We start from the raw sequence: 13,749 nt of genomic DNA on the forward strand, positions 1-13,749 counted from the left end.
ACCCCTTAGATTTCCATCTAAGGGGTTTATTTATTATAAATATTTAATTTCTTTAGGTGTGTGGGTAAATGGCTTGCATCCATCTTCAGTTACATAGACACAATCTTCAATTCGAACCCCAGCAAAACCGGGAACATAAATTCCTGGTTCAATTGAGAAACACATCCCTGGTTTGATTTCCATCTTGTTACCTTCCATGATTGATGGGAATTCGTGTTCTGACATTCCCATTCCATGACCTAATCGGTGAATGAAGTACTTACCATAACCAGCTTTATCGATAATATCACGCGCTACTTTATCAATTTGTTCAGCAGTAACACCTGGTTTAACGAATTCCATTGCAGCTAATTGCGCTTCTAAACAAACGTCGTAAATGTCTTTTTGTTTATCGTCTAATTTACCAACGGCAATAGTACGAGATGCATCTGAAATATAACCATCATGAACAGTTCCTAAATCAAATAGCACCATTTCGTTGTTTTGGATCAAGTTATCACTAGTAGCACCATGTGGTTCAGCAGCATGCGCACCGGCTTGAACCAAGGTGTCAAAACTCATTTCCATAACACCCTTTTGTTTTAGTGCATATTCTAATTCAGCTACGACTGATTTTTCTGATTTACCAGCTTGAATGGCTGCGAATCCTTTTTCAAAAGCAAAGTCAGCTTCCTTACCAGCTTCTTTTAATTTTTCAATTTCATCTTCTGATTTGATTAAACGCATTGTATTTAAGAAATCGGTAATGTCAGTTTCAAACTTCACATTTCCTAACTCTGCGTGTAAGTTTTCTAGTCGCGCAACTGTCAAACTTTCTTTTTCAAGTCCAGCGGCTTTAGGATTATCAACTCGTTGTTTTACATGAGCTGCAATCTTTTGCCATGGATTTTCATGGTCTAAATATCCATAGACATCATATGGAAAACCCGTATCTTTAATTGCTTCAACTTCCAATGCTGGAGCGAACATAAACGGTTCCTTTTCAGGGAACACAATTAAAGCTAGCACTCTTTCCACCGGATCACTGTAGAATCCAGTTAAATATTGAATCGTCTTTGGATCACTTAAATACGTGAAATCTAATCCATTATTGTAAGTCCAATCCTGGATTGACTTTATCTTAGACATGTAAATCCCTCCTCTTTTAATCTATCTTAGCCCAAATCAGTAAAAATTAAAACAAAAATTAGATTTTAAATTAAAAAAACACGCCACTTTATTAGATAAAGGACGAGTTTTATGAGAAATATTATTAGAAAGTACGAACTGGTGTAATCAATTCGATAAAGTTTTCAGCATCTTCGGATGGAACTAATGTAAATGGACGTAATGAAGTTGTGAATGACACATTAATCATTGAGTGACCAAATGCACGTAGCGCATCTTTCATGTAATCAGGGTTAAATGAGATTTCTAAATCATTACCTGATAATTCTTTGCTTTCAACGTCTTCTTCAACATTACCAACGTCTGGTGAGTTACCTGAAATAGTAACCTTTTTGTCATCAGTCTTGATACTTAGTTTAACAACATTGTTTCTTGATTCATGTGATAGAAGAGAAGCTCTTTCAATCGCACCTAGTAATTCGTAAGCTTCAAATTGAACTTGAGTTTCTGATTCATTTGGAATCAAACGAGAAGTATCTGGGTAAGTTCCTTCTAGTAAACGTGAGTAGAAGTATGTGTCACCAATTGTAAATAGCACTTGGTTGTCAGTGATCTTCATTTTCACGTTTTCGGTTTCGTCTGAAATCATTTTTGATAGTTCAGATAAACTGCTACCAGGAATGATAACGTCGTATTCACCTTGGTTATCAGGTAAAGCCACTTTACGTTGACTTAGACGATGAGAGTCTGTAGCGACAGCAAATAAAGTACCATCTTTTAACACAAAGTGAACCCCAGTAAGAATTGGACGACTTTCTTGAGTTGAAACCGCAATTACAGTTTGGTTAATGATTTCCTTGAAGACGTCACCTGAAAGTGAGATTTCATTATCATTATCAATTTCTGGTAAGTGTGGGTAATCTGCAGCATCTAAACCATTAATAGTAAATGATGATGTTCCAGAAGTGATTTCAGTTTGGAAACCATTAGTAACAGAAAGTGTCATTGTATCGTTAGGTAATTTTTTTACGATTCCACTGAAGAATCTAGCAGGTAAAACAATTGAACCTGGTTCTTCAATGATTAGTTGGTTGTCAGCATCATTTTTATCAATCACTGTTTCAATTGAAATATCAGCATTGCTTCCAGTTAGGATTAAAGCATCATTTGAAACTGTTAGTTTTAATCCAGTAAGAATTGGAATAGTAGTTTTAGATGAAATTGCTCTAGAAACCATATTAATTCCTTGAATGAAAGCTGATCTCTTGATTGAAAATTTCATTATTCATATCTCCCCGTGAGTGTATTTATATAAATTTAATATATATAGTTATATAAAGCAGTAATAGAACCTGTGTATTCTGTGGAAAAGTTAACTCATATAAAGCGTATCAAAGTTTTTCACATGTGGATAACTTGTGGATAACTTTATCATTTTTCCACATTAAGAATACTATCTTTCGATGGTTTCTTTCAATTCATCTACTTGATTTTTTAGTGTTGAGTCAGATTTTATTGCATCAGCAATCTTATCGTAAGCATGAATTACCGTGGTATGATCCTTACCGCCAAACGCAGTTCCAATCTTAGGAAGAGAACTGTTAGTCATAGTTCGGCAAAGATACATTGCAATTTGTCGTGGTGTGACAATCGTCTTAACTCGTTTTTTCCCTTTTAAATCATCAGTTGAAACATTAAAGTAAGTCGAAACTGATTTAATGATTTGTTCAACTGTAATTTCGGGTTTTGAATCCCCCTTATTTAATCCGCGAAGCGCTTCAGACACTAAATCTGTAGTAATTGGAACTTGTTTGAATCTAGCAAATGCTTGTACTCTCGATAAAGCACCTTCTAGTTCACGAACGTTAGAATCAATTTGACCAGCTATGTATGTAAGCGTATCTGTTGGGACTTTAATCATGTCAGCTTCAGACTTTGTACGTAAGATTGCGATTCTAGTTTCTAAATCTGGTGGAGTAATATCTACTGATAATCCCCATGCGAAACGAGAAACCAATCTATCTTGAAGTTTTGAAATTTCAGATGGTAGTCGATCTGAAGTTAACACAATTTGCTTTTGATTATCATATAAAGCATTAAATGTATGGAAGAACTCTTCTTGAGTGGCATCTTTATCAGCGAAGAATTGGATATCATCAACTAATAAAACGTCAACGTTTCGATATTCAGCTCTAAAGTTTTCCGTTTGGTGATTTTGAATTGCATTAATGAAGTCATTCGTAAATGATTCAGAAGTAACATATTTAATATCAGCTTGAGGATCTTGCTCTAGAATTTTATTTCCGATGGCGTGCATCAAGTGGGTTTTTCCTAGCCCCACGCCTCCATATAAAAGAAGCGGATTATACATTTTACCAGGATCTTCAGAAGCAACCAAAGCAGCAGCGTGTGCTAGTTGGTTCCCTTTTCCGATAACGAAGGATTCAAATGTATAGTTTGGATTTAAAGGGGAACTGCGCAAAACTTCATCAACATGATTAGGTTGAGTTGAATCATCAGCGCTATTTTCATTAGTAGAATTTCGAAGTTCTCCTTCTAAAATGAAATTAGGAACGATATCTTTCTTAGTGATTTGGTATGCATATTCTACAAGCGAATCAGAAAGTTTATCCTTCCAATAATCACGATGGAGAGGAGAAGGAAGTTCTAAAGTTAATTTATTATCAACTAAGCTAATTGGATTAACTGTTTCAATCCATGTTGAATAGGTAGTTGGTGAGACATCTTTTTCAAATGCTTCACTGATTGCTTCCCATAATGAGTCTTTATCCATGAATCATTTCCTCCCGTTAAAAATCTTTAGTAATTTTACCATTAAAAAAAAAAGTTTTCCACAAGTTGTTTTGATTGTGTATAAATGTTTCACACATTGTTGATTGAAAATCTCACAAACTGTGCATAACTTATGAAAAAACGAAAAAAATAATAGTTTTCCACAAAATGTTGTTAATAATCCACAGGATATGATGATTGATATAATAATAATAACCAAAAGTTATACACATCCTGTTAATAAAAATAATAACAATGTGTTGAATTGTGGATAACTTGTGGATAACTATGTGGATTTGAAAAAATAAGTCCACAAGAAACCATCAAAAATGTGTATGAAACAAAATAAAATGTGGATAAAAAAGCAGATATTTAGCGATTAAATGTCAATTTATATGTTCCATCCATTTGGTTTTTGTGTTATTATATTTAAGAAATGTATTTGACATAGAAAAGAAACATACAAAAAAACATATAAGGGAGGGTTAGTAATGAAGAGAACTTACCAACCAAAGAAACGTAAGCACGCACGTACTCACGGTTTCCGTAGTCGTATGAGCACTAGCAACGGTCGTAAAGTTTTAGCTCGCCGTCGTAAAAAAGGTAGAAAGTCATTGACTGTATAGACCACTGACCATTCAGTGGTCTTTTTCATTATATTGAACAAAATTTAATGGAGATGGATTATGCGTAAGTCATATCGCGTCAAAAAAGAAGCAGAATTCCAAAGTGTTTTTGAAAAACATAATTCAGTTGCTAACCGGACTTTTGTCATTTATCAAATGGAAAAGCCCGATCAACCCCATTTTAGAGTCGGAATTTCAGTTGGAAAAAAGATTGGTAACGCCGTACACAGAAATTGGGTTAAGAGACGAATAAGACAAAGTTTGACCGAATTAAAGCCACACTTAAAGTCAGAAGTTGATTTCTTAGTGATTGCTCGCCCAAGAGCTGACATGTTATCAATGGAAGAAGTTAAGAAGAACATGGTTCATGTTTTAAAATTGGCAAACTTGCTTGATTCTGATTATGTTGAGGGAGAAGACTAATGAAAAAATTTAAGAAGTATCTTTCACTAACTTCAATTTTAGGACTAGTATTCTTTTTAACTGCATGTAGTAATAAACCAATTACTTCACACAGTACTGGTCTATGGGATGGAGTCATCGTATTAAATTTCTCAAGAGCCATTATTTGGTTAGCTAAATTATTTGGTTCTAGTTATGGAATGGGTATCGTTGCCTTCACTATTATTGTAAGAATTGTGATCTTGCCTTTGATGATTTATCAAACCAAGAGCATGAAAAAGACTCAAGAATTACAACCTAAGCTAAAGGAATTACAAAAGAAGTATTCTTCAAAGGATACTGAAACTGTTAAGTTGCTTCGTGAAGAACAACAAAAACTTTATGCTGAAGCTGGTGTTAACCCAGTTGCTGGTTGTTTACCATTACTTGTTCAATTGCCAATTCTATGGGCATTGTATCAAGCAATATGGCGTACTGAAGCCTTGAAACTAGGTCACTTCCTATGGTTACAATTAGGACACCGTGATCCTTACTTCGTAATGCCAATCCTAGCTGCATTATTCACATTTATCAGTTCATGGTTGTCAATGAAGTCACAACCAGAACAAAATGGAATGACTAAAGGAATGACATATGGAATGCCACTAATTATCTTCTTTATGGCATTAAATATTCCTGCCGCTATTTCAATTTACTGGGTAGTAACTAATGCATTCCAAGCTGGACAAACATTAGTACTTCAAAACCCTTGGAAAATTCAAAAAGAACGAGAAGCAAAGCTACGTGCTGAAAAAGACCGTAAGCGAAATGTTGAAAAAGCAATTCGTAAAGCTAAGAAATCTCGTCGTAAATAAACAAAAGCGTCTGATTTTAATATCAGACGCTTTTTTATGTATCATTATGACGCGGTTTTATGATATGATAGTTAACATAGTTTATTTTTAAAGGAGTCCCCACATGTCAACATTTACTGCTGAAACAGTTAATGATGCGATCGAAGAAGGACTAAAGTCACTAAACATCGATAGAAGCAACGCTGAAATCAACGTTGTACAAACTAATCGTAAGGGCTTTCTAGGAATCGGAAAACGTGATGCAATCGTCGAAATCGACGTTAAAAACGTACAAACAGCATCAAACTCTCAAGATATCGCAACAACAACTAAAACCATTAACAAAATTGATTTAAAACCAAGTAACAACACCGAAAACACACGTAAACACTCTAATGAACAAGCCATTGAAGACTTAATGGCTTATTTGCAACCGATTGTAGAAGAATTAGGGATTACAGCAGAGCAACAACCTAAGATTATGAATCGTAAGTTTGCTCGTATTAACTTTAAGACAGAACAAGAAGGACTATTAATAGGAAAACATGGTCTAACTATCAATGCATTACAAGATTTGGCTCAAATCTATCTAAATCACATTGGCTACAGCCGTCTATCAATCCAATTGGATACTGCTGACTATCGTCACCGTCGGACAGAAATTTTGAAGAAATTAGCTGAAAAGACTGCCAGAGAAGCAGTTGCGACAGGGCAACCAGTGTATCTAGATTCAATGCCTTCTTTTGAAAGGAAGGTTATTCATACTCAATTAGAAGATAATGGATATGTTAATACCTTTTCATCTGGACGCGAACCCTATCGTGCCGTGGTTGTAGAACCACAAAATGTATAGTCATATAAATTGACAAATCAGATAAAAATTTTTATTATATACTATATAATTTAAATCAGATAATAAATGAAGTAGTGAAAGTGCTTTATTCATGCTGTGTTTTTGGCGTGGAGTGGGCACTTTTTTTGTGCATTTAGATTGAAAATAGATCTATTCGGATTTAGAAAGGAAGAATAAAATGGCAACAACAACAGATTTTGATACAATTGCAGCGATTTCAACACCACCTGGTGAAGGAGGAATCTCGATTGTTAGAATTAGTGGAGATGATGCCTTAAAGGTAATTAGTAAGATTTTCCGTGGTAAGGACTTGAATAAAGTTGAATCACATACCATTAACTATGGTCACGTTTTTGATCCGGATACTAAAGAAGATGTCGATGAAGTAATGGTTTCCGTGATGAGAGCACCTAAGACATATACTTGCGAAGACGTAATCGAAGTCAACTGTCATGGTGGAATTTTAGCTACTAATACTATTTTGCAATTAATTTTGAGTTATGGTGCTAGATTAGCTGAACCAGGTGAATTTACCAAGCGTGCGTTCTTAAATGGACGAATCGATTTATCACAATCTGAAGCGGTTATGGACGTAATTGATGCGAAAACAACCCGTTCAATGAAGGCTGCTGAAAGTCAATTAGAAGGAAATCTTTCAAGATTGATCAGAACGCTAAGACGACAAATTTTGGATGTATTAGCTAATGTTGAGGTTAATATTGATTATCCAGAATATGATGATGCAGAAGTTGTTACTTCTAAGTTGTTAAGTGATAACGCAATTGATTTACGAGCTAAGGTCGAAAAGCTACTAGAAACTGCTAAACAAGGTCAAGTTTTAAGAGATGGTTTAGCCACTTCTATCGTGGGACGCCCTAATGTTGGTAAATCAAGTATCTTGAACCACTTATTACATCAAGATAAAGCGATTGTAACTGATGTTCCAGGGACTACTCGTGATGTGCTAGAAGAATACGTTAACGTTAAAGGGGTTCCTTTGAAACTAGTTGATACTGCCGGGATTCGTGAAACTGATGACAAGGTTGAAAAAATCGGTGTAGAACGTTCTAGAAAAGCAATTAGTAGTTCTGATTTGGTGCTATTAGTATTGAACTATTCAGAAATTCTTTCTGACGAAGATCGTCAGTTGATTGAGTTAACCGATGATACTAAACGAATCGTTATTTTAAACAAGACTGATTTACCTCAACAAATTGATGTTGATGAAGTTAAAAAATTAGTTGGTGCTGAAAATGTGATTACCACTTCAGCAATTCAAGATAACGGAACTGAACCATTGGAAGAAATGATTGCGAAGTTATTCTTTACTGAGGGAATTCAAAGTTCACAAAATGATGTAATGGTAACTAATGCTAGACACGTTAGCCTGTTACACAATGCTAAAGAGTCACTAAATAACGTAATTAATGGATTAGAAGAAGGCTTACCGGTTGATTTAGTACAAATGGATATGCACGCATGTTGGGAATCATTAGGTGAAATTACAGGAGATAGCTACAACGGTGAACTGTTAGATCAACTATTTAGCCAATTCTGTTTAGGAAAATAGAAAAATGTTTCATGTGAAACATTTTGAATGGAGGAAGAAAAAATGAGTCAAGTCGTAAGTGACGAAACGATTCAATATGAAGCTGGTCAATATGATGTTATCGTTGTAGGTGCCGGACATGCAGGTAGTGAAGCAGCGCTAGCTTCAGCTAGAATGGGTAATAAAACCATGTTAATTACCATTAACTTGGACATGGTGGCATTCATGCCATGTAACCCTTCTCTAGGGGGACCAGCTAAGGGAATCGTTGTTAGAGAGATTGATGCTTTGGGTGGAGAAATGGGTCGTAATATCGACAAAACATACATCCAAATGAGAATGTTAAATACAGGTAAAGGTCCAGCTGTGCGTGCCTTACGTGCACAAGCGGATAAGCATGCTTACCATCGTGCAATGAAGGAAACAATTGAAAACCAACCAAACTTGGATTTAAAACAAGGGATTGTTGATTCATTAATCGTTGAAGATGGTGTCTGCAAGGGAATCGTTACCTACACTGGTGCGAAGTACTACTCAAAGACTACTGTTATTTGTGCCGGAACAGCTGCTCGTGGCCGTATTATCATTGGTGAATTAATGTACTCATCAGGTCCTAATAACTCTCAACCAGCAATGAAGCTATCAGAAAACCTAGAAGAATTAGGTTTCGAATTAAAGCGTTTTAAGACAGGTACTCCACCACGTGTTAATGGTCGTACAATTGACTTTTCTAAGACAGAAGAACAACCTGGGGATGAAGAAGTAAATCACTTTAGTTTTGAAACTTCAGATGATGACTACATTCCAGTTAAAGATCAACTATCATGTTGGTTAACTTATACTAACGAACACACTCACCAAATTATTAAAGATAATCTAGATCGTGCACCAATGTTCACTGGAGTGATTGAAGGGGTTGGTCCTCGTTACTGTCCATCAATCGAAGATAAGATTGTGCGTTTTGCTGATAAGAACAGACATCAAGTCTTTTTAGAACCTGAAGGAAGAGAAACTAATGAATACTACTGTGATAGTCTTTCAACTTCTCTTCCTGAAGAAGTTCAACAAAAAATGCTACACTCTGTTGCTGGATTGGAACATGCAGAAATGATGCGTCCAGGATACGCAATTGAATATGATGTTGTCGCTCCTTATCAATTAAAACCAACTTTTGAAACTAAGATTGTTAAGAACCTATATACAGCTGGTCAAACAAACGGAACTTCTGGTTATGAAGAAGCTGCGGGTCAAGGTTTATATGCTGGTATCAATGCCGCTTTACGCGCTCAAGGAAAAGATCCATTGATTCTAAAACGTAATGAAGCTTACATTGGTGTTTTAGTAGATGATTTAGTTACTAAGGGTACCAATGAACCATACCGTTTATTGACTAGTCGTGCTGAATATCGTTTACTACTTAGAAATGATAATGCTGATTTCCGTTTAACTGAAAAAGGGCATGAATTAGGACTAATTTCAGATGAACGATATAACGAATTCTTAGCTAAGAAACAAGCGGTATTAGAAGAACTAGAACGTTTGGATCATACTAGAATCAAACCTAGTGACGAAGTGAACGATTTTGTTGAAGAACATGGCGACAAGCCACTTAAAGATGGAATTTTAGCATCAGTATTCTTACGTCGTCCATATGTAACTTATAATACTTTATTGAAGTTTATCGAACCTGCTGAAAAACCATTAGGTCGTCGAGTGATTGAACAAGTTGAGATTAGAACTAAGTACGCCGGATATATTAAGAAGGCTGAAGAAAACGTTGCTAGAATGAAGAAGATGGAAGCTAAAAAGATTCCAGATGACATTGATTACAACGCCATCGATAGTTTAGCTACCGAAGCCCGTCAAAAACTTGAAAAGATTAGACCACAAACAGTTGCGCAAGCATCTAGAATTTCAGGAGTTAACCCTTCTGATGTTGCAATCTTAGGTGTTTACATTCAACAAGGCAAAATCGCTAAAGTCAAAAAAGACTAAAATAAAAACCGTCTAAACATTGTTTAGACGGTTTTTTTAATGTAAACAACTATTCATAAGAGAGAATAGAAATGCAGCAATAACTCCTGGAATCCAAAATCTTTTTAAAAGGATAATGTTGTATTTTAAGTATTCTGATGTCTTTTGGTTGTTTATTTTAATTGATCGATGTTTTAGAATTGAGTGGTTTGCACAAATAGTAAAACAAATAATCGCAATAGTTAATAGAATCCACATAGTACCCAAAAAAATAGCATACAGGTATTTTCCGGATATTATACAGATAAGAGGTGCGGAAAGATTTAAAGCGTCCACAAACACGACATATATCGAAATAAATGCTAAAAAAATTCTAGTTCGCATCAATGAGATAATTATGTATAAGATGCCGGCTTGAATGAGGATTGCCATTTGTGGTAACGCAGTATTTAAATCAATGCGGAATGTAATTCGTTCGGTTAATATTTCTTTATCAATTGCGAACAAACCCCATAGAACAGAGAGTAAAAACCACACTAAAAATGCACCTAAAATATTACGATGAATATTTAGTTTATTAATGTCTAGTCATTCCTTTATCATTTAGTGAAGATATTAACGATTAAATTATACTTATAATTTAACCTTAATACAAGAAATTTTATTTAATCAATTAGTTGAAATAATGATACAATGGTGTTATTCGATAATTAGGAGTAATAAAAATGAAAAATAAGGATAAAAAAAGTAGCTTATATAGAAATTTTTCTAGTTACATGAGCGAGCATAAAATTATAAAAGAAGTATTAAGCTGGGGATTATATGTTATTTTCTTAATTTTAGCATACTTAACTTTCACACACTTTGTTACAACAGCAAATGTAGACGGTCATTCAATGGATCCTAATCTACATAATGGTGAAAAGATGTTAGTGTTAAAAAAAGCAACAGTTAAAAGAAATAGCGTTATCGTTTTCGATGCGCATGGTGAAGATCCTACTGCTACTACTACTAATTACTATGTTAAGCGTGTTATTGGTCTTCCAGGCGATAATATTGCCTATAAAAATGGTAAGTTATACGTAAATAACAAGGTATTCAATCAAAGTTATATTAGCAATCAAGAACTAACTGTTGGAACGAGATATTTCGATGATAATGATAAGCAAATTAAGAATTGGGATATTGCAAGCCTATCTAAAACTAAATGGGTTTATAACCAAAACAAAACAGTCGTACCAAAGGGTAAGTACTTTGTTTTAGGTGATAACCGTTCAATCTCTAATGATAGTCGTTACTGGGGATTTGTTGATAAGGACAAAATCTTAGGGGTAGTTAAACTATTCCCATGGTCTGGAACGAAGACAGAACGTCATAACATTAATGATTTAGCACAATAAAAAAAGCACTCGATTAAATTCGAGTGCTTTTTTACTACTTGTTAACAGTGGTGTTGTTAGAACTGGCATTAGCAGTTGTAGAAGCGCTAGTTGCGGTTGTAGTTGTTGTGGGTTTATTAGGAACTTCAGGTTTCTTCTTATCATCATTATTTTTAGTGATGGTAATCGTCTTGCTTACTACAACAGTCTTAACTGACTTGTTCTTTTTAGTCTTAGTTTTGTATGTTTTGATCTTCTTTTTGACTTTGATAGTCACAGAATTATTTGATTGAGCTTCAGGGGATGCAGTTCGACGAGGCATAACCTTACGTAGTTGGTATTCTGGAACGTAACCACCTAACTTAGGAACAAATAAGAAATCGTAACCATTGAAGTGAACTCGACCACCCACACGGCTTTTACCAACACGCTTGTAGTATCTAAAACGTTTCATAGTAAAACCTTTACGTTGCTTGATGTATTTGTAAACATTAGTGAATTCACTGCGGTTAGTATATGTTTCAGCAGCTGAAGCCTTAGTTGTAGTTACCGTTACAAAAATGGTTAAAGCAGCAACTAAAGCAGTCGCGATTTTTTTCTTCATGTTGATCCTTCTTTTCCGTTATTAACTATAATTTATCTATACTATAAATGTACCAGTAAATCAGAAAATATCAACTGTAATTACTGATTTTTAAGCTTTTTTATCTAAATTACAAAAGTTGACAAGCTATTTTAGTAATATATAATTAAATTTAAATTAGAAAATGATTAGATATACATTTTTTAGTTTCAAATACTAATGGAGATTGTTTTGAAACCATCAAAACCATACATAAATTTAGCTAAATGTTTGTTAAAACAATATATTTTAACTATCATAAATGATATGGAATCAAGAATAGGGGTGCAATTATGGTAGAAACAAAGTTAACGCAAGCAGATTTTGATGCCATGCGTGAACAATATGATAAAAATCCTAAGAACAAGATATTACAACGTTCTGTTATGAAAAATGGAATCAATAAGACTGCTAAGGATAACCAAGTAGTCGCTAAGTTAAACCATACCTACTCAATTGAAGTAGATACTGGTAAGGTTTCAAATCAAAAGAGATCCGGCCGTTGTTGGCTGTTTTCACTATTAAATGTGTTAAAGCACGACTTTGCTAAGCGATATGATGTGAAGGACTTTGAATTATCACAAAGCTACTTATTCTTCTGGGATAAGATTGAACGTGCCAACATTTTTTATGACCGTATTATCGATACAGCAGACAAGCCATTTGATGATCGTGAAGTTCGTTGGTACTTAGAAGGACCAGGTGCTGATGGTGGTGAATGGGCAATGGCAGTTTCACTAGTGCAAAAGTATGGAGTAGCACCTACTTCAGCATTCCCTGAAAGCAACGTGACTGAAAATACGACTGACTTAAAAGAAGTTTTAAATCGTAAGTTACGTCGTGATGCTAAGGTATTACGTGATATGGTCAATGCTAACAAGAGCGATTCAGAAATTAAAGAACAACGTCATGCGATGTTAAAAGAAGTATATCGAATTGCGGGTTACGCATGTGGTGTTCCACGTGAAACATTCGACTTTGAATACCGTGATGACAAGCAAAACTACCATGTTGATATTAACATCACACCTAAAGAATTCTTCGATAAATACTTTGAAATTGACTTAGATGATTACACAGTATTAGGGAACTATCCTAACTTAAAAATGGATCAATTATACTTACACCCGGCCGGCGATAATGTCGTTGGTGGAAAGCATGTTGATTTCTTAAACGTGGAAATGGACGTTTTAAAACAAGCTGCTGTTGAATCACTAAAAGATGGTGAAACAATGTGGTTTGCTAATAACGTTTCTGAACAATCAGACCGTCAAGGTGGAATCTTAGATGACACCTTATACCGTCGTGGTGAATTGTTTGATATCGATTTAGATATGACAAAGGGTCAACGTTTAGAATACTTAGATAACATTCCTAATCATGCAATGACTTTAACTGGTGTCGACATCGTTGATGGCAAGATTACCAAGTGGAAAGTTGAAAACTCATGGGGTGAAAAGGTCGGCGAAAAAGGATACTTTGTAATGTCTGATAACTGGATGGATAACAACGTTTTTCAACTAATTGTTAATAAAAAGTACCTAACAGATGCACAAAGAGCATTACTAGATAAAGAACCAGTCGTCTTAAAACCATGGGAAGCATTATAGG

Annotated in this window: 12 protein-coding genes; 8 read left to right on the forward strand and 4 right to left on the reverse strand. The window is 34.9% G+C overall.

The features are described from left to right. Positions 1 to 33 precede the first annotated feature (33 nt). From M3005_RS02480 to dnaA, 3 genes are all read right to left on the reverse strand, one after another. Entirely contained in the window at positions 34 to 1,128 is a 1,095-nt protein-coding gene (locus tag M3005_RS02480; RefSeq protein ID WP_293793411.1) for a M24 family metallopeptidase, read from the reverse strand. A 124-nt stretch (positions 1,129 to 1,252) separates the two neighbouring features. Next, a complete protein-coding gene (gene dnaN / locus M3005_RS02485) occupies positions 1,253 to 2,389 on the reverse strand; it encodes a DNA polymerase III subunit beta (protein ID WP_053949417.1) in 1,137 nt (378 codons plus the stop codon). Positions 2,390 to 2,560: 171 nt separating this feature from the next. Continuing rightward, the gene (gene dnaA / locus M3005_RS02490) at positions 2,561 to 3,901 is read right to left on the reverse strand and encodes a chromosomal replication initiator protein DnaA (protein WP_293793413.1); all 1,341 of its coding nucleotides are present in this window, start codon (positions 3,899 to 3,901) and stop codon (positions 2,561 to 2,563) included. A 490-nt stretch (positions 3,902 to 4,391) separates the two neighbouring features. Between dnaA and rpmH the strand changes: the two genes are divergently transcribed. The 7 genes from rpmH to lepB all read left to right on the forward strand — a co-directional run bounded on the left by rpmH (position 4,392) and on the right by lepB (position 11,537). Continuing rightward, a complete protein-coding gene (gene rpmH / locus M3005_RS02495; RefSeq protein WP_034530627.1) occupies positions 4,392 to 4,526 on the forward strand; it encodes a 50S ribosomal protein L34 in 135 nt (44 codons plus the stop codon). 60 nt (positions 4,527 to 4,586) lie between these two features. Further along, entirely contained in the window at positions 4,587 to 4,949 is a 363-nt protein-coding gene (rnpA, locus tag M3005_RS02500; RefSeq protein WP_053950645.1) for a ribonuclease P protein component, read from the forward strand. Beyond that, positions 4,949 to 5,782: a membrane protein insertase YidC gene (yidC, locus tag M3005_RS02505; RefSeq protein ID WP_293793422.1), complete on the forward strand. Its 834-nt coding sequence runs from the start codon at positions 4,949 to 4,951 to the stop codon at positions 5,780 to 5,782. Before rnpA ends, yidC begins: the two co-directional genes overlap by 1 nt. 103 nt (positions 5,783 to 5,885) lie before the next feature. Beyond that, complete coding sequence (gene jag, locus M3005_RS02510; RefSeq protein ID WP_293793424.1) at positions 5,886 to 6,614, forward strand: RNA-binding cell elongation regulator Jag/EloR; 729 nt, start codon at positions 5,886 to 5,888, stop codon at positions 6,612 to 6,614. Positions 6,615 to 6,792: 178 nt separating this feature from the next. Then, on the forward strand, positions 6,793 to 8,184 hold the full coding sequence (mnmE, locus tag M3005_RS02515) for a tRNA uridine-5-carboxymethylaminomethyl(34) synthesis GTPase MnmE (protein ID WP_293793426.1): 1,392 nt from the start codon (positions 6,793 to 6,795) through the stop codon (positions 8,182 to 8,184). 42 nt (positions 8,185 to 8,226) lie between these two features. Continuing rightward, positions 8,227 to 10,158 carry a tRNA uridine-5-carboxymethylaminomethyl(34) synthesis enzyme MnmG gene (mnmG, locus tag M3005_RS02520; RefSeq protein WP_293793428.1) on the forward strand — a complete coding sequence of 644 codons (1,932 nt, stop codon included), beginning with the start codon at positions 8,227 to 8,229 and terminating at the stop codon, positions 10,156 to 10,158. Between the two features lie 704 nt (positions 10,159 to 10,862). Continuing rightward, complete coding sequence (gene lepB, locus M3005_RS02525; RefSeq protein WP_353321007.1) at positions 10,863 to 11,537, forward strand: signal peptidase I; 675 nt, start codon at positions 10,863 to 10,865, stop codon at positions 11,535 to 11,537. Positions 11,538 to 11,571: 34 nt separating this feature from the next. On the opposite strand, the gene M3005_RS02530 is transcribed toward lepB, so the two are convergent. Further along, complete coding sequence (locus M3005_RS02530) at positions 11,572 to 12,120, reverse strand: hypothetical protein (RefSeq protein ID WP_293793429.1); 549 nt, start codon at positions 12,118 to 12,120, stop codon at positions 11,572 to 11,574. Between the two features lie 311 nt (positions 12,121 to 12,431). Here M3005_RS02530 and M3005_RS02535 point away from each other — a divergent pair, with 311 nt between their 5' ends. Continuing rightward, positions 12,432 to 13,748 (forward strand): C1 family peptidase, encoded by a 1,317-nt coding sequence (locus tag M3005_RS02535; protein ID WP_293793430.1) that lies wholly within the window; start codon positions 12,432 to 12,434, stop codon positions 13,746 to 13,748. Position 13,749 lies beyond the last annotated feature (1 nt).

The organism is Apilactobacillus sp., assembly GCF_025290035.1.
Lineage (GTDB): Bacteria > Bacillota > Bacilli > Lactobacillales > Lactobacillaceae > Apilactobacillus.

Bases quoted from the DNA above. Each gene is read 5' to 3' on its own strand.
- M3005_RS02480 (WP_293793411.1), bottom strand. From the start codon at position 1,128: ATGTCTAAGATAAAGTCAATCCAGGATTGGACTTACAATAATGGATTA.
- dnaN (WP_053949417.1), bottom strand. From the start codon at position 2,389: ATGAAATTTTCAATCAAGAGATCAGCTTTCATTCAAGGAATTAATATG.
- dnaA (WP_293793413.1), bottom strand. From the start codon at position 3,901: ATGGATAAAGACTCATTATGGGAAGCAATCAGTGAAGCATTTGAAAAA.
- rpmH (WP_034530627.1), top strand. From the start codon at position 4,392: ATGAAGAGAACTTACCAACCAAAGAAACGTAAGCACGCACGTACTCAC.
- rnpA (WP_053950645.1), top strand. From the start codon at position 4,587: ATGCGTAAGTCATATCGCGTCAAAAAAGAAGCAGAATTCCAAAGTGTT.
- yidC (WP_293793422.1), top strand. From the start codon at position 4,949: ATGAAAAAATTTAAGAAGTATCTTTCACTAACTTCAATTTTAGGACTA.
- jag (WP_293793424.1), top strand. From the start codon at position 5,886: ATGTCAACATTTACTGCTGAAACAGTTAATGATGCGATCGAAGAAGGA.
- mnmE (WP_293793426.1), top strand. From the start codon at position 6,793: ATGGCAACAACAACAGATTTTGATACAATTGCAGCGATTTCAACACCA.
- mnmG (WP_293793428.1), top strand. From the start codon at position 8,227: ATGAGTCAAGTCGTAAGTGACGAAACGATTCAATATGAAGCTGGTCAA.
- lepB (WP_353321007.1), top strand. From the start codon at position 10,863: ATGAAAAATAAGGATAAAAAAAGTAGCTTATATAGAAATTTTTCTAGT.
- M3005_RS02530 (WP_293793429.1), bottom strand. From the start codon at position 12,120: ATGAAGAAAAAAATCGCGACTGCTTTAGTTGCTGCTTTAACCATTTTT.
- M3005_RS02535 (WP_293793430.1), top strand. From the start codon at position 12,432: ATGGTAGAAACAAAGTTAACGCAAGCAGATTTTGATGCCATGCGTGAA.